Annotated in this window: 18 protein-coding genes; 4 read left to right on the top strand and 14 right to left on the bottom strand. The window is 72.9% G+C overall.

All coding sequences use genetic code 11. The features are described 5' to 3' along the window. Positions 1-15: 15 nt before the first annotated feature. From ABD973_RS17145 to ABD973_RS17100, 10 genes are all read right to left on the bottom strand, one after another. The gene (locus ABD973_RS17145; protein WP_125821611.1) at positions 16-1,947 is read right to left on the bottom strand and encodes a helix-turn-helix domain-containing protein; all 1,932 of its coding nucleotides are present in this window, start codon (positions 1,945-1,947) and stop codon (positions 16-18) included. A gap of 120 nt (positions 1,948-2,067) precedes the next feature. Next, entirely contained in the window at positions 2,068-2,775 is a 708-nt protein-coding gene (locus ABD973_RS17140) for an AfsR/SARP family transcriptional regulator (RefSeq protein WP_164720911.1), read from the bottom strand. A 77-nt stretch (positions 2,776-2,852) separates the two neighbouring features. Continuing rightward, a complete protein-coding gene (locus ABD973_RS17135) occupies positions 2,853-3,560 on the bottom strand; it encodes a ScbR family autoregulator-binding transcription factor (RefSeq protein ID WP_241253295.1) in 708 nt (235 codons plus the stop codon). A 227-nt stretch (positions 3,561-3,787) separates the two neighbouring features. After that, positions 3,788-4,810, bottom strand: a complete 1,023-nt coding sequence (gene fbaA, locus ABD973_RS17130; RefSeq protein WP_125595483.1) for a class II fructose-bisphosphate aldolase — start codon at positions 4,808-4,810, stop codon at positions 3,788-3,790. A 182-nt stretch (positions 4,811-4,992) separates the two neighbouring features. Then, a complete protein-coding gene (gene pyrE / locus ABD973_RS17125) occupies positions 4,993-5,532 on the bottom strand; it encodes an orotate phosphoribosyltransferase (RefSeq protein ID WP_007265023.1) in 540 nt (179 codons plus the stop codon). A gap of 24 nt (positions 5,533-5,556) precedes the next feature. Beyond that, entirely contained in the window at positions 5,557-6,345 is a 789-nt protein-coding gene (locus tag ABD973_RS17120) for an aldose epimerase family protein (RefSeq protein ID WP_125821613.1), read from the bottom strand. Positions 6,346-6,364: 19 nt separating this feature from the next. Continuing rightward, a complete protein-coding gene (locus tag ABD973_RS17115) occupies positions 6,365-7,294 on the bottom strand; it encodes an SRPBCC domain-containing protein (protein ID WP_345500703.1) in 930 nt (309 codons plus the stop codon). 54 nt (positions 7,295-7,348) lie between these two features. Further along, positions 7,349-8,992: a polyamine aminopropyltransferase gene (locus ABD973_RS17110; protein ID WP_241253296.1), complete on the bottom strand. Its 1,644-nt coding sequence runs from the start codon at positions 8,990-8,992 to the stop codon at positions 7,349-7,351. 102 nt (positions 8,993-9,094) lie between these two features. Beyond that, the gene (locus ABD973_RS17105; RefSeq protein ID WP_125595486.1) at positions 9,095-9,625 is read right to left on the bottom strand and encodes a DUF2617 family protein; all 531 of its coding nucleotides are present in this window, start codon (positions 9,623-9,625) and stop codon (positions 9,095-9,097) included. Positions 9,626-9,987: 362 nt separating this feature from the next. Then, positions 9,988-10,224 carry a hypothetical protein gene (locus ABD973_RS17100; protein WP_125821615.1) on the bottom strand — a complete coding sequence of 79 codons (237 nt, stop codon included), beginning with the start codon at positions 10,222-10,224 and terminating at the stop codon, positions 9,988-9,990. A 127-nt stretch (positions 10,225-10,351) separates the two neighbouring features. Here ABD973_RS17100 and ABD973_RS17095 point away from each other — a divergent pair, with 127 nt between their 5' ends. Both ABD973_RS17095 and ABD973_RS17090 read left to right on the top strand, forming a co-directional pair. Next, on the top strand, positions 10,352-11,539 hold the full coding sequence (locus tag ABD973_RS17095) for a pyridoxal phosphate-dependent aminotransferase (RefSeq protein WP_345500697.1): 1,188 nt from the start codon (positions 10,352-10,354) through the stop codon (positions 11,537-11,539). Between the two features lie 8 nt (positions 11,540-11,547). Next, on the top strand, positions 11,548-12,699 hold the full coding sequence (locus tag ABD973_RS17090) for a hypothetical protein (protein ID WP_345500696.1): 1,152 nt from the start codon (positions 11,548-11,550) through the stop codon (positions 12,697-12,699). A gap of 41 nt (positions 12,700-12,740) precedes the next feature. Here ABD973_RS17090 and ABD973_RS17085 read toward each other — a convergent pair whose 3' ends face one another. After that, a complete protein-coding gene (locus ABD973_RS17085; protein WP_125595489.1) occupies positions 12,741-13,280 on the bottom strand; it encodes a type III secretion system chaperone family protein in 540 nt (179 codons plus the stop codon). Positions 13,281-13,389: 109 nt separating this feature from the next. Beyond that, positions 13,390-15,990 carry an ATP-dependent chaperone ClpB gene (clpB, locus tag ABD973_RS17080; protein WP_125821616.1) on the bottom strand — a complete coding sequence of 867 codons (2,601 nt, stop codon included), beginning with the start codon at positions 15,988-15,990 and terminating at the stop codon, positions 13,390-13,392. 171 nt (positions 15,991-16,161) lie between these two features. Here clpB and ABD973_RS17075 point away from each other — a divergent pair, with 171 nt between their 5' ends. Further along, positions 16,162-16,566 carry a pyridoxamine 5'-phosphate oxidase family protein gene (locus tag ABD973_RS17075; RefSeq protein WP_125595491.1) on the top strand — a complete coding sequence of 135 codons (405 nt, stop codon included), beginning with the start codon at positions 16,162-16,164 and terminating at the stop codon, positions 16,564-16,566. 174 nt (positions 16,567-16,740) lie between these two features. Here ABD973_RS17075 and ABD973_RS17070 read toward each other — a convergent pair whose 3' ends face one another. Beyond that, complete coding sequence (locus tag ABD973_RS17070; RefSeq protein ID WP_030228709.1) at positions 16,741-17,055, bottom strand: Rieske (2Fe-2S) protein; 315 nt, start codon at positions 17,053-17,055, stop codon at positions 16,741-16,743. A 282-nt stretch (positions 17,056-17,337) separates the two neighbouring features. Here ABD973_RS17070 and ABD973_RS17065 point away from each other — a divergent pair, with 282 nt between their 5' ends. Beyond that, positions 17,338-18,369, top strand: coding sequence for a helix-turn-helix transcriptional regulator (locus tag ABD973_RS17065; protein WP_125595492.1), 1,032 nt, complete (start codon positions 17,338-17,340; stop codon positions 18,367-18,369). A 119-nt stretch (positions 18,370-18,488) separates the two neighbouring features. On the opposite strand, the gene ABD973_RS17060 is transcribed toward ABD973_RS17065, so the two are convergent. Then, positions 18,489-18,956 carry a heat shock protein transcriptional repressor HspR gene (locus tag ABD973_RS17060; protein WP_125821617.1) on the bottom strand — a complete coding sequence of 156 codons (468 nt, stop codon included), beginning with the start codon at positions 18,954-18,956 and terminating at the stop codon, positions 18,489-18,491. Position 18,957 lies beyond the last annotated feature (1 nt).

The following is an 18,957-nucleotide window of genomic DNA, read 5'->3' as shown; positions in this document are numbered from 1 at the left end:
GGACGCCCGGCCCGGCTACACCGCGTTCGAGCGGTCGGCGGCCGTGCGGCGGTCGTGCAGGACGGTGCGGGCCTTGCGCAGCCGCAGGGCCATCTGGATCTCCAGCGCCCCGGCGGGCTTCTGCCAGTCGGGGCCGAGGAGTTCGGCGATGCGGTCCAGTCGGCGGGAGACGGTGTTGGGGTGCACGTGCAGGGCCTCGGCGGCGTGGGTGGGGCTGGCCCCCGAGGCGAAGTACGCCTCCAGGGTGCGGGTCAGCTCCGTCAGCCGGTCCGCGTCGTACTCCAGCACGGGGCCGATCGTCGCCGCGATGAACGACTCCACGTCGTGGTCGGCGGACAGCAGCATGCCGAGGAAGCCCAGTTCGCGCAGGGAGGCGGTGCCGCCCACCCCGTCGAGCGCGGTCAGCGCGTCCAGGCAGCGCACGGCCTCGGCGTAGACGCGGGCCACCTCGCCCGGGCTCCCGGTCGGGCCCGCCGCACCGGTGGACACGGCGTGGCCCAGCAGCGGCGACAGCTCGCCGGAGACCCGGTGCGCGGCGGCGGAGGCGTCGGTGCCGGGCAGGACCAGGACGATGCAGCCGCGGCGGACGCCCTTGAGCCCGCCCATCCGGTACGCGTACGAGGACGCCCAGGCCACGGCCCGGCCCAGCTCGCCGCCCTCCGGCCGGGCCACGACCACGACGTGCGGGCCGTCCAGGTCGATGCCGAGGCGGCGGGTGCGTTCCAGCAGGTGCAGGTCGACGGAGTGCGGGCGGTCCAGCAGGTCGGCGAGGAGTTCATCGTGCACGGGACCCTCGGCGGCGACCGTGCCGCGCTGGATCAGCATCAGTGAGGCCACGGACTGGGCGGCCAGCTGGAGCAGCCGTACGTCCTCCTCGGCGAGGGGTTCGGAGGCGCTCAGCAGCAGCACCCCGAGGTCCTCGGCCCCCGCCAGTACCGGGGCGAGCCACAGGTCGCCGGGCAGGCGCACCGGGCGGCGGTCGGTGAGCGCCTGGAGGGCGCCCTTGGTCACGGCGTCCTCGTCCAGGCCGGGCAGTTCCCCGGTCGCGGTCAGCGGCCGCCCGCCCGGGTCCCGTACCTGGAGGACGCCGTCCAGCGCGTCGGCGGTGGCCCGGGCGAGGGTGGCGAGGCCGGCCCCGTCCAGGACCAGCCCGGCCAGCCGGGCGTGGCACTCCCACAGGTAGCGGACCCGGGTGAGGGCGGTGTTGGTGCGCGAGCCGAAGGCCGCCAGCTCGGTGACCTCGTCGCGGGTCTGCTCCAGCAGCCGGGCCTTCTCGATGGCGACGGCGGCCAGGTCGGCGAGGGAGAGCATGATGCCGATCTCGTCCGGGGTGAACTCCCGTACGGCGCGGTCGGATCCGTAGAGCGCGCCGAGGGTGGAGTTCCCGCGCCGCAGCGGGACCGCGATGATCGCGTGCAGCCCCTCCGCCTCGACGACGGCGTCGATGCCGGAGGCGTGCGCGATGGAGGAGTCGGCGAGGTAGTCGGGGGTCCACACCGGTGAGCGGCGGGCCTGCGCGATGCTGCCGAGGCCCCGGCCGGTGCCGAGTTCGAGGCCGACGTTGAGGGCGGTGGTCTCTCCCTCGGAGGTGCGCACGTACGCAGAGCCGTCCGGGCGGCTCAGCGACAGCCAGGCCATGTCGAAGCCGAGGAGGCGCCTGGCCCGGCGGGTGATCAGGCGCAGCAGGCCGTCGATGTCGTACGGGGAGGTGAGGTCGTGGGCGGTGTCGACGAGGGCGGTGAGGGCGGCCTCGCGCTGTCTGCCGCTGCTCGCGCGGGCCCGTACCGAGCCGGCCAGGTCCACGGCCCGGGTGAGGTCGGCGAGTTCGGCCTCTCCGGCGCCGGCGGCGCGGGCCTCGGCGAGCAGGGTCTCGTACCGGCTCTGCGGGGCGTCCTGCGCGAGCAGCTCCAGTACGGCCAGTGGGCCGCCCCCGTCCCCGCGTCGCATACCGCCGCTCCCCCCACCCCGACCAGCCGCTTCACGTCCCCGGCCCCGAACCTAGGTTCCGTGGGGCGAGGGGTCAAGCAGAGGCCCCGGTCCGGGCGCGGGCCCGGCCACGGGCCCCGGTCAGCGGCGGGCCGCGCCGGTCAGGGAAGGGCCGGGGGCCGGGCGGGCCCTGCCGGCGGCGTCGACGCGGGCCTCGGCCCGGCGCAGCGCCGCCAGGTAGGCGCCGCCGGGGCGGCCGGTCCCGGAGCCGCGCAGGACGGCGAGGGCGAGGCGCAGCTCGCGGTGGCGTCCGAGGGCGAGCTCCGCCTCGGCCCACTGGCCGAGCACGGAGACCCGGTCGGCGTCGAGGCAGGCGATGCGGCGGCGGAGCCAGGTCCCGGCGTCGATGCCGTCCAGGGCGGGGCCGGTCCACAGGTCCAGTGCCCGGCGCAGGCGCGCGGCGGCCTGCTCGTGGTCGCCGCGTTCCATGGCCCGGTATCCGGCGCCCGCCTCGCGTTCGAAGTCGCGGACGTCGCAGCGGCCGCCGGCGGTGTCGAGAAGATACCCGCCGGGCCGGGTGGCCAGCACGGCTTCGGGAGTTCGTACCGAGCCGGCCCCCAGCGCCTGCGCGAAACGCTCGCGCAGGCGGCGTACGGCGGTGTGCAGGGCGGCGTGGGCGTGCTCGGGCGGGACGCGGCGGGCCAGCTCGTCCGCGAGCACGGAAGCGGGGACGACCCGGTCGGGACAGGCGGCGAGGACCGCCAGGACGTGCCGGGACTCCGGCGTGGGGGCGGTGATGGGCACGCCGTTCTCGATGACCCGCGGTGTGCCGAGTACCTCAATGTCCACAGTGATCTCCCTGGGCAGGCCAGCGGAAAAATAATACCCGGGAGGATCTTTCAGGGAAGAGGGAGGGCCGGTCGGAGTCAGGCCTCCTCCTCCTGCGGGGGCACCCCGCCCGCGCAGCCGTGCCGGCACGCGTGCGCGCCCTGCGGTCCGTACAGGGCCCGCGCGCCCCGGCCGGGGGCGGTGTCCAGCCGGATCGCCACGGCCGGGACCACCACGGCGGGCATCACGTGCGTGTAGAGCTCCGAGACCTGGACGTCCATGTCCAGCCCGAGCGTGTAGGACATGGTGTTCAGGCCCGCGTACGCGCCCACGATCAGGCGCGCCGGCACCCGGGGGTCCACGTTCGGCAGCAGCTCCCCGCGCCGCTGGGCCTCTTCCAGCAGCGGGACGTGCAGCTCGATCCAGGTCTGGTACGGGGTCACCCGGTCGAGGCCCCGGCCCGCGTGGTCCAGCGTGAGCCGGGTGCTGGCCCGCATCAGGGCGTCGTGCCGCAGCTGGTGCGAGAAGACCATCCCGATGTCCACGAACTCCTGCGCCTTGAACCGCTGCGGCAGCATCTGCGGCTGCGCCTCGTTCTGCGCGTCGATGACGGCCTGGGCCAGGCCTTCCTTGGACTCGAAGTGGAAGTACAGCGCGCCCTTGGTGACGTTGGCGATCTTGACGATGTCGGAGAGCTTGGCCGTGTCGTAGCCCTGCTCCTCGAAGACCAGCGCGGCCGCCTCCAGGATCGCCCGGCGCGTGCGCACCGCCCTCTCCTGCTTGACCTGGGGTCGCTGTGTCCTCATCGCTGGCGTCGCCTCTCCTGGCCCGCCGGTTTTACATCCCCACGGGTACGTTTCTCTGGGTAGTAGATTCCACACCATCGCGCCGCCGCCCGTCCACCGACGTATGTCACCTCGGGCGAATTCCCCGCGAATCCACCACCCCGCACGCAGAGAGGGGCCCGCCGGCCCGTGTCGGACCGGCGGACCCCTCTCCCAGGTCCCGGCGAACCCTTCCGGGTCCTCGCCGCCTACTTCAGCTTGGTACCCGTGGAACGCAGGTCGGCGCAGGCCTGGGTGACGCGCTTGGCCATGCTCGCCTCGGCCAGCTTGCCCCAGGTGCGCGGGTCGTAGGTGGACTTCTTGCCGACCTCGCCGTCGACCTTCAGGACACCGTCGTAGTTGCGGAACATGTGGTCCGCGACCGGGCGGGTGAAGGCGTACTGGGTGTCGGTGTCGAGGTTCATCTTCACGACGCCGTTCTCCAGCGCGGTGGCGATCTCCTCGGGCGTGGAGCCCGAGCCGCCGTGGAAGACGAAGTCGAACGGCGAGGCCTTGCCGAACTTCTCGGCGACGCCGGCCTGCAGGTCCTTGAGCAGCTCCGGCCGCAGGACCACGTTGCCCGGCTTGTAGACGCCGTGCACGTTGCCGAAGGAGGCGGCCAGCAGGTAGCGGCCCTTCTCGCCCAGACCCAGGGCCTCGGCGGTGCGGATCGCGTCCTCGACGGTGGTGTACAGCTCGTCGTTGATCTCGTGGCTGACGCCGTCCTCCTCGCCGCCGGTCGGGGTGATCTCGACCTCGAGGATGATCTTCGCGGCGGCGGCCTTGGCGAGCAGCTCCTGGCCGATGGCCAGGTTGTCGGCCAGGGTCTCGGCGGAACCGTCCCACATGTGCGACTGGAAGAGGGGGTTCAGGCCGCGGGCGACGCGCTCGGCGGAGACCTCCAGGAGCGGACGTACGTAGCCGTCCAGCTTGTCCTTGGGGCAGTGGTCCGTGTGCAGCGCGACCGTGACGTCGTACTTGGCGGCGACGACGTGCGCGAACTCGGCCAGGGCGACCGCGCCGGTCACCATGTCCTTGTTGTACTGGCCGCCCAGGAACTCGGCACCACCGGTGGAGATCTGGATGATGCCGTCGCTCTCGGCCTCCGCGAAGCCGCGCAGCGCGGCGTGCAGGGTCTGGGTCGAGGTGACGTTGATGGCCGGGTAGGCGAACTTGCCTGCCTTCGCCCGGTCGAGCATCTCGTTGTAGACCTCGGGGGTTGCGATGGGCATCTGTCCGCTCCTTGGATGTGCGGGGAGTGTGCTTATTGCGGGCCCTGACCTGGGGGCGACGTCGCCGTCGCGCCTATCTTTCCAGACTCGGCGCAACACTCCACCCCGCCTGTCACCCCCCGGTCGGCGAAGCGGGCGGAGTGTTTCACGTGAAACACCCCGCCCGTCCGGAAAGCCGCAGGTCAGGCGAGGCCCAGGTCCCCGAGCTGGTAGCCGGTGAGGTAGGGCAGGCCGGCGGCGGCGATGGCGTCGGCCGCGCCGCGGTCCACGATGGTGGCGACGGCGACGACCTCGCCGCCGGCCTCGCGGACCGCCTCGACGGCGGTCAGCGGGGAGCCGCCGGTGGTCGAGGTGTCCTCGACGACCAGGCAGCGCTTGCCCTTCACCTCGGTGCCCTCGATGCGGCGCTGCATGCCGTGGGCCTTCTGCGCCTTGCGGACGACGAAGGCGTCCAGGCGCTCGCCGCGCGCGGCGGAGGCGTGCAGCATCGAGGTGGCGACCGGGTCGGCGCCCAGGGTCAGGCCGCCGACGCAGTCGAACTCCAGGTCGGCGGTGAGGTCCAGCATGACCTGTCCGACCAGCGGGGCGGCCTCGCCGTCGAGGGTGATCCGGCGGAGGTCGATGTAGTAGTCGGCTTCCTTGCCGGAGGAGAGCGTCACCTTGCCGTGCACGACGGCCTTGTCCTTGATCTGCTGCAGAAGCGCATCGCGTACGTCAGTCATGACGTCGAGCTTAGGGGGTGCCGGTCAGCCGAGGCGTCGCCACGTCCAGGTCGTGGAGACCTCCAGCGGGTCCACCGGCGTGACCAGGCGCGGGAGGGTGTTGAGGCCGTTCGGCGGGCCGGACTGCGGCTCGACGCAGACGGCCTCGGGCTCCTCGTCGTACACGACCACCCATTCGGCGGGGCTCGTGACCTTCAGCTCCAGCTGACCGGGCCAGGTGAGGGTGACGTCGACCCCGTAGGGCATGCCGAAGCAGTCGTCCCAGGGGCCGGGCTTCGGGTCGGTGCGGCGGCCGGTGGGGATGTGGTCCTCGTCGCGCTCCTCCTGCCAGGCCGGGTCGAAGCCGATCCGGGCCGGCTCCCCGCCCTCGGTCAGGACCCGGTTGAACCAGGGGTGCCAGCCCGCCTGCGCCGGGAAGGAGTCCTGGTACGTCTCCACGCCCAGGCGGATCGTCAACGCGTCCGGCCCCAGCTCGAAGAGCTGCGTCACCCGGCCGGAGTAGGGCCAGGGGTCGGTGAGGTCGTAGGTGAAGGCCGCGGTGGTCCCGGTCGCGGAGGCCGTCTTCCAGGCTGCGTCCCGGGCGAAGCCGTGGATGGCGTGCGGCGGGTGGTTGAGCGGCAGCTGGTGGACGGCGGCGCCGTCGTGGAAGCGCCCGTTCGCCGTGCGCCCGCACCACGGGACCATCGGGAAGGCCCCGTATTTCGGGCCCTGCCGCAGCAGCTCGATGCCGTCGACGCGCAGACCGCTGACCCGGCAGCCGTTTTCCTGATCGATGGTGATGTCGGCGCCGCCGGCGCCCAGTCGCGTAGTCATACGGCGACCCTACGGCTCGTCAGCGACGGCGGCGCAAAGCCCTTCCGACCACGACCGCCGAGGCGAGGGCCAGGGCCGCGGCCGGGGCGACCCAGCGCAGGCCGTTGCCGCCGTCGGAGGCGGAGGGCGCCGGCACCGGGGCGTAACGGCCGCGCGGGGGCGCGTGGTCGACCTCCTCGGCGCTGCGGCCGATCATCGTGCGGCGGGCGTGGGCGGCCTCGGCCGGCGGACGCCCGGAGCCGGCGGGGCCCGCGCCGGGCGCTTCCTCCTCAGGCTCGGCGAAGGCGGCGAAGTCCGCGAACTCGCCGTCCAGGAAGGGGTCGAGGGACGACGGCGGCACCTCGGTCCCGAACACCGGCGGCACGGACGGCAGGGCCCCGTCCGATCCGGCTTCCTCAGGTCCGGCCACGCCTGGATCCGCCCCCTCGGGTCCGGCCGCGTCGGATCCCGCCCCACCGGGTCCGGCCGCGTCGGGTCCCTCCCCGTCGCGCCAGGTCTCGGCGGCGGCCTCGCTCCCGGTGCCGGCCGCGCCGGCCAGGTTGGCTGCGAAGCGGTCGAGGAGACGCCCGGCGGCGGTGGCGGTGGCCCCGGGGTCGAAGGCGGCGGCCCGGCCGTCGGCGGTGGCCCCGCCGCTGAACTCCAGCAGGGTCCCGCCGTCGTGCGGGACCAGCCGCAGCACGAGCGCGAGGGTGACGGTGCCGCTGCCCCGCACCTCGCTGCCCTCGCCCTCCGCGGCGAAGTGGTCCGGGTCCCGCTCGGTGAGGGCCAGGGTTCCCCGGTAGGTCACGGTGTGGCCGCCGACCCGCACCTTGAGCCGCCCGGCCAGCGGCCCGGAGGCGGTGTCGGCGTCCTGCTGGAGCCCGGGGACGCAGCGGGCCACCCGGGCGGGGTCGCGCAGCACGGCGCGGACGTCTTGTGCCGGTACCGGAACGAACACCTGATGCTCCATGCGGCCGAGCCTACCGAGGGTGCCCGCCCCTGCACACGGACACGACGCCACGGGTCAGTGGTATCGCGGATGCGGCAGCGTCGACGGCGGGAGTCCGGCGGAGGGCCGGCCGCGGGCGGCCTCCCGGGCCGCGTCCTGCAGCCCCCGGGTGGACACGGCCCGCAGGGCGGGGGTGTCGCGGTCCACGCGCAGCTCGGGCACCCGGTCGCGGGCGGCGAGCACGAAGCCCCAGTCCTGCGGCGTCGCGTCGGCCGCGCCCTGGGTGCGGTCGGGCCCGGCGGCGAAGCCGGAGAGCCGGCCGCCCGTGCTGTACGGGGTGGTGAGCAGTCCGGCCGCGCGCAGGGTGGACTCGACGGTCCAGTACGTACGCGGCCTCGTGGTGAGGGGGCCGGCGTGCACCGCGATCCGCCCGCCCGGCTTCAGGGCCCGCGCGGCGAGCCCGTAGAACTCCTGCGAGTACAGCTTCGTGCTCGGGGTGATGCCGGGGTCGGGCAGGTCGGAGACGATGACGTCGAAGCGGTCCCGCGCGGCGGGCCCCCGCAGCCAGCGGAAGGCGTCCTCGGTGACGACGCCGAGGCGCGGGTCCGCGTACGCGCCGGCGTTGAGCGCGGAGAGCATCGGGTCGGTGCGGGCGAGGCGGACCACGCCGGGGTCGAGCTCGACGACGGTGACGGAGGCGACGTCCCGGTAGCGCAGCACCTCGCGTGCGGCGAGGCCGTCGCCGCCGCCGAGGACCAGGACGCGGGCGTGCGGGCCGGTCATCGCGGGATGGACCAGGGCCTCGTGGTAGCGGTACTCGTCGTAGCCGCTGACCCGCAGCCGCCCGTCCAGGAAGAGGTCCAGGGAGCGCGGGGAGCCGGTCGGCGGCCCGGTCAGCACCAGTTCCTGCACGCCGGTCTGCGCGGCGACCCGGACCTCGGCTCCGTAGACGGCCGTGCGCGCGGCCCGCTCGAAGTCGTCGACGAGGACGGTCGCGCAGGCGAGGAGCGCGAGGACGGTCGCGTTGGCGGTGACCAGCAGCCAGCGGCAGCGTCTGCTGAGGTCGTGGCGGAACAGCCACAGGACGAGTCCGCCGCCGACGACGGCGTTCACGGTGCCGGTCAGCATGGCTCCGGTGAGCTGGCCGAGGACGGGCAGCAGCAGGAAGGGGAAGGCGAGCCCGCCGGCCAGGGCGCCCACGTAGTCGGCGGCGAAGAGGTCGGCGACGGCCCCGCCGGCGTCCTGCCTGCGGATGCGCTGGATGAGGACCATCAGCAGCGGGATCTCGGCGCCGATGAGGACCCCGATGCCGAAGGAGAACGCGACGAGGGCCGGCCGGGACTCCCCCAGCCAGGCGAAGCAGGCGTACAGGGTCATGGCGGAGAAGCCGCCGAGCAGGGCGAGCGCGGCCTCGATGGCGCCGAACCCGAAGGCGGGCCGGTGCCGCAGGCGTTTGGCGAGGAGAGAGCCGACGCCCATGGCGAAGACCATGACGGACAGGACGACCGACGCCTGCGTGACGGAGTCGCCGATGAGGTACGAGCCGAGGGCGAGCAGTTCCAGCTCGTAGACGAGCCCGCAGGCGGCGCAGACGAACACCGTGGCCAGCACGAGGAGTCGGCCGGTCCGGGGGCGTACGGGCAGGGCGGCCTGGACGGTCTGCACGCCCCGCGGCTCCGCCGCCGGGAGCACCCCGCGGGGGGCGGAACGGTCGATCATGCAGCGAACCGTACGTCACCGCCCACCGACACCCTGTCACCCACATGGGTGCAAGTGCCTTGTTGATCAGGCCGGTTGGCGTAATCGCACGGGTCCTTGCGGCTAGGCCGTGACCTGGACGGGGGCGCCCATGCGCACGCCCACCCGGGTGCGGGTGGCCACCAGCTGGCCCTCCTGCGGATAGGCGTGCCAGGTGCGCCAGCGGACCTGGCCCTCGTGCCGCTGCGCGAGCATCGCGGTGAACGCGTGCGGGTCACCGGGGAAGGTACCGGCTAGCCCGTTCGGGTGATCCGCGACCAGCGCGAGCAGTTCCTGCGCCCGTCCCGCGAAGGACCCCCGGGAGAGGGTCTCGACCCGCGCGGCGAACTCGTACTCCCAGTCCCCCACCCGCTTCGCGACGCCGAGCGGCAGCGGCGTACTGCTGCCGGGCATACAGGCGACCGTCTCCGAGCAGAGCACCTCGCCCTCCTCCAGGAGCACCTGGTGAGAGGCCCCGAGCAGGCGCAACTCCACCTTCGCGTCCGCGAGCTGGAGGTTCAGTACGGCCAGGGCGGGCAGCCGGTCGCGTCCCAGGGCCCAGGCGAGATCGGCGGCACGCGTGTCGGTGTAGGTGGTCTGGAGGGTCGTGAGCATGAGTCGGCTCCGCAAACGCGCGAGGGAGATGGGCCGGGGCCCGCCAGCGGTAGTCAACGGGTGGGGGGACACCGGCACGGGTCCACAGGAAGTCCCGGGAGGTCCGGAGACTGGTCTACTCAACCGAGGGAATCATGAAAGGCACGGCACTCACAGCGTTTTTACCCAACTTGACGGGGTTTACATCCCCCCGGGGGCTTCACGGTTCACGTGTTCAACACGACGCCGCCCGTACGCCGTAGTGGCCGCCCGAACAAGAAGACGCCCGAAGGAAGTTGTCCCCGCCGGGCGTCTTGTCCACACGGGGTACGCGCGCTTTCCGCACACGGCGCGGACCCTGGCCCGCGGCGCACGTACCAGTGTCAGCTGGACCCGCACCCCCCGCCACCGCAGGAGGACGAGGAGCCGCACGACGAGGACGAACCGCAGGACGAGGAGGAGCCGCAGGAGGACGAGGAGCCCCCGCCGCCGCCGGCCCACCAGCTGGACCCGGAACCACTGCCACCAGCGGACCCGCCGCCGCCCGAGCCGCCCCAACGCGCCACCAGGACGACGAAGCCCACGACCGCCAGCACCACGAGAATCAGGACGAGGGACACGGCCCCGCCTCCTTCCCACACCCCGGTCGCCCGGGTCGCGGCACCCCCGTGGCCCGCGTGCAGGGGGGATGCCCGCAGGCCAAAGCCGCGAAAGCACACTTGAGCAACTCCAGAGGTTCCCCCGAGGATGACGCCCATGAGCGCACCCGCGGGCCACAGCAGCCGCCCCTACCTCAACCGCAGCCTCGCCGCCTTCGGCACCACGATCTTCGCGGAGATGTCGGCGCTGGCCGCCGCCACCGGGTCGATCAACCTGGGCCAGGGCTTCCCCGACACCGACGGCCCCGCCGAGATCGCCGAAGCGGCCGTACGCGCGATCCGCGACGGCCGCGGCAACCAGTACCCGCCCGGCCCGGGCATCCCCGAACTGCGCACCGCCGTCACCGCCCACCAGCAGCGCTTCTACGGCCTGTCCTACGACCCGGACACCGAGGTCCTCGTCACCGCCGGCGCCACCGAGGCCATCGCCGCCTCCCTCCTCGCCCTCCTCGAACCGGGCGACGAGGTCATCGCGCTGGAACCCTTCTACGACTCCTACGCCGCCTGCATCGCCATGGCCGGCGCGGTCCGCGTCCCGCTCACCCTGCGCGCCCCGCACTTCCGCCCCGACCTCGACGCCCTGCGCGACGCGGTCACCCCGCGCACCCGGCTGCTCCTGCTCAACACCCCGCACAACCCGACGGGCACCGTCCTGACCCGCGAGGAACTGGCCGTCATCGCCGAGATCGCCGTCGAGCGCGACCTCCTCGTCGTCACCGACGAGGTGTACGAGCACCTCGTCTTCGAGGGCGCGCACGTGCCGCTGGCCTCCCTGCCCGGCATGCGCGAACGCACCGTCACCATCTCCTCCGCCGGCAAGACCTTCTCCTTCACCGGCTGGAAGGTCGGCTGGATCACCGCCCCGCCCACGCTGGTCTCGGCGGTCCGCTCCGCCAAGCAGTTCCTGACGTACGTGTCCTCCGGCCCCTTCCAGTACGCCGTCGCCGAGGCCCTCGCCCTCCCCGACTCCTACTACGACGGCTTCCGCGCGGACCTCGCCGCCAAGCGCGACCTCCTCTCCGACGGGCTCGCCGCCGCCGGATTCGAGGTCTTCCGCCCGCAGGGCACGTACTTCATCACCACGGACGTCTCGCCGCTGGGCGAGAAGGACGGCCTCGCCTTCTGCCGCGCCCTGCCCGGGCGGTGCGGGGTCGTCGCCATCCCGAACCAGGTCTTCTACGACGACAAGTCCGCCGGTGCCACCCAGGTCCGCTGGGCCTTCTGCAAGCGGACCGACGTCCTCCAGGAGGCCGTGGAACGCCTCCGCCGGCTCTGAGGCCCGGCATGGACGCGCCGACGGGACAGGTGGCGTCCGCCCCCGGGCGGACCGGACGAAGACGGGGGACGGCCTGGTCGGCCGGGGTCGCGCTCGGGGCGTTCGCCGCCGTGCGCGGGACCGGTGCGCTGGTCGTCGCCCTCGGCGCCTGGTGGGCCGGCAAGGACCCGGTGAAGGTGCTCGGCGGCTCCTGGGACTCCTTCTGGTACCTCTCCATCGCCGCCCGCGGCTACGGCCGCACCCAGATGTGGCCCGCCTCCGACTCCATCCAGAGCGACTACGCCTTCTTCCCGCTGTACCCGCTGCTGGTGGACCTCACCGGCGGCGGCCCCGTCGCCGGGCTCGTGGTGTCCTGGACGGCCGCCGCCGCTGCCGCCGTCGGGGTGTACCGGCTCGGCGAGCTGCTGCTCGGGGCGCGGGCCGGGGTGCTGCTCGTCGTGCTGTGGGCCTCGCTGCCGCACGCGGTGGTGCTGGGCCTCGCCTACACCGAGCCCCTGCTGTGCGCGCTGGCCGCCTGGTCGCTGTACGCGCTGCTGCGCGGGCGCTGGCTGTGGGCGGCCTCCCTGGCCGCGCTCGCCGGTCTGACCCGGCCCACCGGGATCGCCGTCGCCGCCGCCGTGACCGTCCTGGCCCTGCGGGAGCTGCTGGTGCGCGGGGGCCGCGAGCCCCGGGTGTGGGCGGCCGGGCTGCTCGCGCCGGCGGGCTGGGCCTCGTACGTCCTGGCCGTGGGGGCGCACCGCCACGACCCGTTCGGCTACTTCGCCGTCCAGCGGCAGTGGGGCTCGCGCTTCGACTTCGGCGGCGCGACCCTGGAGACGGCCTGGAAGGCCCTGTCCGGCGGGCCCGTGACCATCCCCGTCGCGGTGACGCTGGCCGTGCTCGCCGCCGCCGCGCTGCTCGCGGTGGCGGCCGTACTGGAGCGGACCCCGCTGCCGCTGCTCGTGTACACCGCGACGCTGCTGGTGATCACCTTCGGCGGGGCGGGCTTCTTCGAGTCGAAGCCGCGCTTCCTGCTGCCCGCGTTCCCGCTGCTGCTGCCGGTGGCGGCCGCCGTGGCGAGAGCCCGGCCGCGCACGGCGGTCGCGGTGACCGCCGGCCTGGCCGGGCTCTCGTGGGGCTACGGGGCGTACCTGCTGCTCATGGCGGAGGTACCCCTGTAGGGCCCGCGGGGCCGGGGGCCTCGCAGGAGGAGGAGGGACGGCTACTCGCCGTCCTCCTCCCTCTTCTCGTCGTCCTCGGCGGAGTCGACCTCCTTCTCCAGGCCGAGCTGCTCCAGCAGCCACTTGTCGAACTCGATCGAGGCGCGGACCCAGCTGACCGTGGAGGACACGAAGTGCTCCAGGCTGACGCCGGTGCCGATCAGCATCTGCGCCTCGCCGATCAGGCGGACCGAGCCGTCGTCGTGCGTGTGGCTGTAGACCTTGGGCCACAGGGTGCGGCGGTTCCAGTCGTCGATCGACTCCAGCAGCTGCGGCTTGTCGTCGATGGCGTGCGGGCGGTCGTAGAAGGTCCGCACGGAGAAGACCTGCTGCTCGCCCTCGCCGCGGAACATGAAGTAGGTGCGGAAGTCCTCCCACGGCGCCGCGAGGTCACCCTCGTCGTCGACGACGTACTTCAGCTCCATCTGCTCCAGGAGCTGCTTGACCAGGTCCTGGTCGGGGACGACGGGGCCCGCCGGTCCTTGGCCTTGCGGTTCGGGCTGACCCCCGAAGTTCGGAATCGAGGCCGGGTCGATGCTCACCGTGTACTTCCCTTCGTGCGGATGAAGCCATCCTCCCCCATCTCGCCTACCCCGTGTCCAGCCCCGCACCCGCGATCCGCTCCCGGCGGACACGGGGCCCCGGCGGCCCTTACAGGGCCCGGCCGACCAGCAGGTCCTCGCCGGCCACGTCGACCCGTACGGTGTCGCCGTCGCGGACCTCGCCGGAGAGGATCTCCTTGGCCAGCCGGTCGCCCACGGCCGTCTGGATCAGGCGGCGCAGCGGGCGGGCGCCGTACGCCGGGTCGTTGCCCTTGTCCGCCAGCCAGGCCAGGGCCTCGGGGGTGACGTCCAGGGCCAGCCGGCGGTCGGCGAGGCGCTTGGCGAGCCGGGCGATCTGGAGCTCGGCGATGTGCGCCAGCTCCTCGCGGGTCAGCGCGGAGAAGACGACGAGGTCGTCGAGGCGGTTGAGGAACTCCGGCTTGAAGCTCGCCCGGACCACGTCCAGGACCTGCGCCTTCTTCTGCTCGGCCGGGGTGACGGGGTCCACCAGGAACTGGCTGCCCAGGTTCGAGGTGAGGATCAGGATGGTGTTGCGGAAGTCCACCGTCCGGCCCTGGCCGTCGGTGAGGCGGCCGTCGTCGAGGACCTGGAGCAGGATGTCGAAGACCTCGGGGTGGGCCTTCTCGACCTCGTCCAGCAGCACCACGGAGTACGGGCGGCGGCGGACGGCCTCGGTGAGCTGGCCGCCCTCCTCGTAGCCGACGTAGCCGGGCGGGGCGCCGACCAGCCGGGCCACGCTGTGCTTCTCGGAGTACTCGGACATGTCGATGCGGACCATGGCCCGCTCGTCGTCGAAGAGGAAGTCCGCGAGGGCCTTGGCCAGCTCCGTCTTGCCCACGCCCGTCGGGCCCAGGAAGAGGAAGGAGCCGGTGGGGCGGTCCGGGTCGGCGATGCCGGCCCGGGTGCGGCGCACGGCGTCCGCGACGGCCCGTACGGCCTCGGTCTGGCCGATCAGGCGGCGGCCCAGCTCGTCCTCCATGCGCAGGAGCTTCTGGGTCTCTCCTTCGAGGAGCCGGCCGGCCGGGATCCCGGTCCAGGCGCCGACCACGTCGGCGATGTCGTCGGGGCCGACCTCGTCCTTGACCATCGCGTTCTTGGCGTTCTTCGAGGTCCCGGCGGCGGCCTCCTCCTCGGTGGCCTCCGCCAGCTCGCGCTCCAGCTGCGGGATCTCCCCGTAGAGCAGCTTGGAGGCGGTGTCGAAGTCGCCGTCGCGCTGGGCGCGCTCGGCCTGGCCGCGCAGGTCGTCCAGGCGCTCCTTGAGCTCGCCGACGCGGTTGAGGGACTGCTTCTCCTTCTCCCAGCGGGCGGTGAGGCCGCGCAGCTCCTCCTCCTTGTCCGCGAGGTCCTTGCGGATCTTGTCGAGGCGTTCGAGGGAGGCCGGGTCGGACTCGTTCTTCAGCGCCAGCTCCTCCATCCGCATCCGGTCCACGGAGCGCTGGAGCTCGTCGATCTCCACGGGCGAGGAGTCGATCTCCATGCGCAGCCGGGAGGCCGCCTCGTCGACGAGGTCGATGGCCTTGTCGGGCAGGAAGCGGGAGGTGATGTAGCGGTCGGAGAGGGTGGCGGCGGCGACGAGGGCGCTGTCGTTGATGACGACCTTGTGGTGGGCCTCGTAGCGGCCCTTGAGCCCGCGCAGGATCGCGATGGTGTCCTCGACGGTGGGCTCGGCGACCAGCACCTGCTGGAAGCGGCGTTCCAGCGCCGGGTCCTTCTCGATGCGCTCGCGGTACTCGTCCAGGGTGGTCGCGCCGACCATGCGCAGCTCGCCGCGGGCCAGCATGGGCTTGAGCATGTTGCCCGCGTCCATGGCGGAGTCCCCGCCGGCCCCGGCTCCGACGACGGTGTGCAGCTCGTCGATGAAGGTGATGATCTGGCCCTCGCTCGACTTGATCTCGGCGAGGACGGTCTTGAGCCGCTCCTCGAACTCGCCGCGGTACTTGGCGCCGGCCACCATCGCGCCGAGGTCGAGGGAGACGAGCCGCTTGCCCTTGAGGGACTCGGGGACGTCGCCCTTGACGATGCGCTGGGCCAGGCCCTCGACGACGGCGGTCTTGCCGACGCCGGGCTCGCCGATGAGCACCGGGTTGTTCTTGGTGCGGCGGGAGAGGACCTGGACGACGCGCCGGATCTCGTGGTCGCGGCCGATGACCGGGTCGAGCTTGCCGTCGCGGGCGGCGGCGGTGAAGTCGGTGCCGAACTTCTCCAGGGCCTTGTACTGGCCCTCGGGGTCGGGAGTGGTCACCCGCCGTGCTCCTCGTGCGTTCTGGAAGGCGTCCAGCAGCTTCTTCGCCGTGGCGCCCTGGGCGGAAAGGACCTCACCGGCGGCTCCGCCCTTGGCGGCGACGGCGATGAGGAGGTGTTCGGTGGAGAGGTACTCGTCTCCGAGGCGGCCGGCCTCCGCGTCGGCCTCGGCCAGTACGGCGAGCAGGTCGCGGCTGGGCTGCGGGGGCGCGACGGTGGAGCCGGTGACGCTGGGCAGGGCGGCGAGCAGCCGCTCCGCGCCGGCGCGGACGGCCGCCTGGTCGGCGTCGGCGGCGACCAGCAGGTCGACGACGTTCTCGTTGTCCTCGCCGGCGAGCAGCGCCAGCAGGAGGTGCGCGGGGGTCAGGTCGGCGTGGCCGTCCTTGACGGCCCTGCTCGTGGCCGCGTTCAGGGCGTCGCGGCTCTTGTTGGTCAGCTCGGCGTCCACTCTCGGGTTCTCCTCTCCGGCGGGCGTACGTGACGCGTCGCACCCGGCGGCTGACCGGATACGCACTCTGACAGATTCAGCATCTGCAAAGTTGAGTCTATTCCACTCAAGGCATCGCTCGGGGCCATTCTTCCCGCCGGTCCGGCGAACACGCGGGCGTACGCTTCGGCCATGTCCCATGACGTACTCAACCCGACGCCCGAGTACCTCGCCTTCTGGCGGGAGCGGCACGTCTGCACCCTGACCACCCCGCGCCCGGACGGCACGCCGCACGTGGTGCCCGTCGGCGTGACCTACGACCCGGAGGCCGGGCTGGCGCGGGTGATCAGCAACAAGCACAGCAAGAAGGTCCGCAACGTCCTGGCGGCGGCCGGCGGCGGCGCCCGGGTGGCGGTCTGCCAGATGGAGGGCAGGCGCTGGGCCACCCTGGAGGGGCGCGCGGTGATCCGTACGGACGAGGCTGCGGTCGCCGAGGCCGTGGCGCGCTACGCGCAGCGGTACGGGCGGACGCCCTCGCCCAACCCGGACCGGGTGGTCCTGGAGATCACCCTCGACCGTGCCATGGGCCGGGCCTGAGCCGGCGGGCCCGGGGCGCCTTCGGGACGGGCCCCGGCCGGGGGCCCGCAAGGCGATTGTCCGGTTCGACCACTGGACGCGGACATCACAACGGCGCCATCGTGGTCAGGTCCACGATGGCGCCGTTGTGTGGGGGTAGCACCTGGAGCGATCTGCAACGACGGGGGAATCGCCTCAGGCACTGCGGGGGGTGGCGGTGGTGATATCGGGCTCGAACAGCTGGTGGTCACGCTGGTCGAGGTTGACGAAGACCATGCCGTACCGCACTTCGCAGCGGACGGGCTGCGGTGCGCCCCGGGGGCGGCGCAGACAGCGGTAGGCACGGACGTCCTCGTCCTCTTCGCGCACGACGACGATCGGCTGGCCGAAAAGAGTGACCATCAACGAATCGCCGGCGTAGGGGATCGCCGTGGCGAGGTCTATGAACTGCCACCCGGAGCGGTACGCGGATGCCATTTCGCGGCGGAAGTCGCGGTCGTCCGGGGTCATGAGGAGGCCTTCGCAGGGGTGCTGTTCCAGCCGAAATCGCTCTCGACGGCCGTCCCGGCGGACGGACCGGCAGCAGCCTGAGCGCTTCCCGTGTCCCCGTCGACGGCTGCGACCGCCCCAAAGACCGCAACGGCGGAGAAAACAACGGCAAGCGCCGAGCGAAGCATTCTCTTATACATGGTCGGCTTCGTCCTCACTTGATGGAATCCTCTCCCCCGCACTGTCAGACGATGGCTCATTCAGGCACGTCAGTGCCACAGGGACGATGCATCATGTTCTTACATGTTCAGGACCCTGGGGGGTGGAGATTTGCCCAAGAGCGACATAAACCCGACACATCACCACCCCGTCACGGAGATGTGCACCGAGGGCGCGCGACTCTACGCGGCGGCCCTGAGCACCGGCCGCGTGGCCCGCGGCGAAGTCGCGAACGCCCCCTGCCTGCTCGAATTCGCGCTACTGCGACCCGACCCGGACGACGCCAACCAGCTGCGCGCGGTTCCCCCGTCCATCGCACTGGCCCAACGGCTCCATCCGCTCGAACGCGAGATCCAGGAGCGCCGGCGCACCGCCGTAGACCTCACCGACGCATTCGAGCCGTTCCTCACCATCAGCGCGCAGAGCCCCGCGAACACCCACGCCATCACGGTGCTGGAGGGGTTCGACCAGATCAACGCCGCCATCGACCTGGCCACCGCCGAGTGCCACACCGAGGCCCTCACCGTCCAGCCGGGTGGCGCCCGGCCGACCTCCGTGCTCAGCGAGTCCCTGGAGCGGGCCACGCCGATGATCGACCGCGGGGTGAGCATCCGCACGCTCTACCAGCACACGGTGCGGCACAGCCAGGGCACGCTCGCCTACGTGGACCGGATCTCGGCCGGAAAGGTCGAGATCCGCACGCTGGAGGAGCTGATCGAGCGTCTCATGATCTTCGACCGCACGGTGGCCATCATCCCCGCCAGCGACGACCGGCGGGTGGCCCTGGAGCTGCGGCACCCGGGCCTGGTGGACTACCTCATCAAGGTCTTCGAACAACTCTGGCGCAGGGCCGTGCCGTTGGGCGACGAGGTCACGTACACGCACAACCCGGATGGTATCTCCGGAGTGCAGCGCTCCATCGCGCAGTTGCTGATCGAGGGCCACGTGGACGAGGCGATCGCCCGCCGGCTGGGAATGAACGTACGCACCTGCCGCGCGCACATCGCGAAGCTGGCCGCCGCCCTGGGCAGCGGCAGCAGGGCCCAACTGGGCTACCTCATCGCCCAGTCCGGCATCCTGCACGGCCAGGGCCAGGCCCAGCTCCCCGAGGGCTGACAGGGGCCCTCAGGCGGCCTCCAGGAGCCCCCGGACGAGCGGAAGGCCCCGCAGGGGGCCCTCCTCGTGCGGGAGGGGCCCTGCGGGGCCTTCACCGTGCTGCGGCGGCCGGGCCGCGGTCAGTCGCCCGGGCGCTTGGCGGGGCGCCAGACGACCAGCGCGTTGCCCGGCACCGGCGGCTGGTACGGGACCAGGTCGCGGCGGTACGAGGCGTGCACCTGGGCCTCGCGGGCCTGGAGCGCGGCGGCGGCCCCGTCCACGGCGGCGGACAGCTCGGCGACGCGCTGCTGGAGCGCGGCCACCTGGTTCTCCAGTTCGATGATCCGCTTGATGCCGGCCAGGTTGATGCCCTCGTCCTGGGACAGCTGCTGCACCGTGCGGAGCAGTTCGATGTCCCTGGCCGAATACCGCCGGCCGCGGCCGGCCGTACGGTCCGGCGAGACCAGACCGAGGCGGTCGTACTGGCGCAGGGTCTGCGGATGCAGGCCCGAGAGCTGGGCGGCCACCGAGATCACGTAGACCGGGGTCTCGTCGGTGAGCTGGTAGGCCCCCTCGCCGAAGCGGGGCTGTCGTCGGCGGCCGTCCATG

Source organism: Streptomyces racemochromogenes, from assembly GCF_039535215.1.
Taxonomy (GTDB): Bacteria; Actinomycetota; Actinomycetes; order Streptomycetales; family Streptomycetaceae; genus Streptomyces; species Streptomyces racemochromogenes.
Note: the sequence above shows the minus strand (reverse complement) of the source record. Positions and strands in the feature narration are given on the sequence as shown.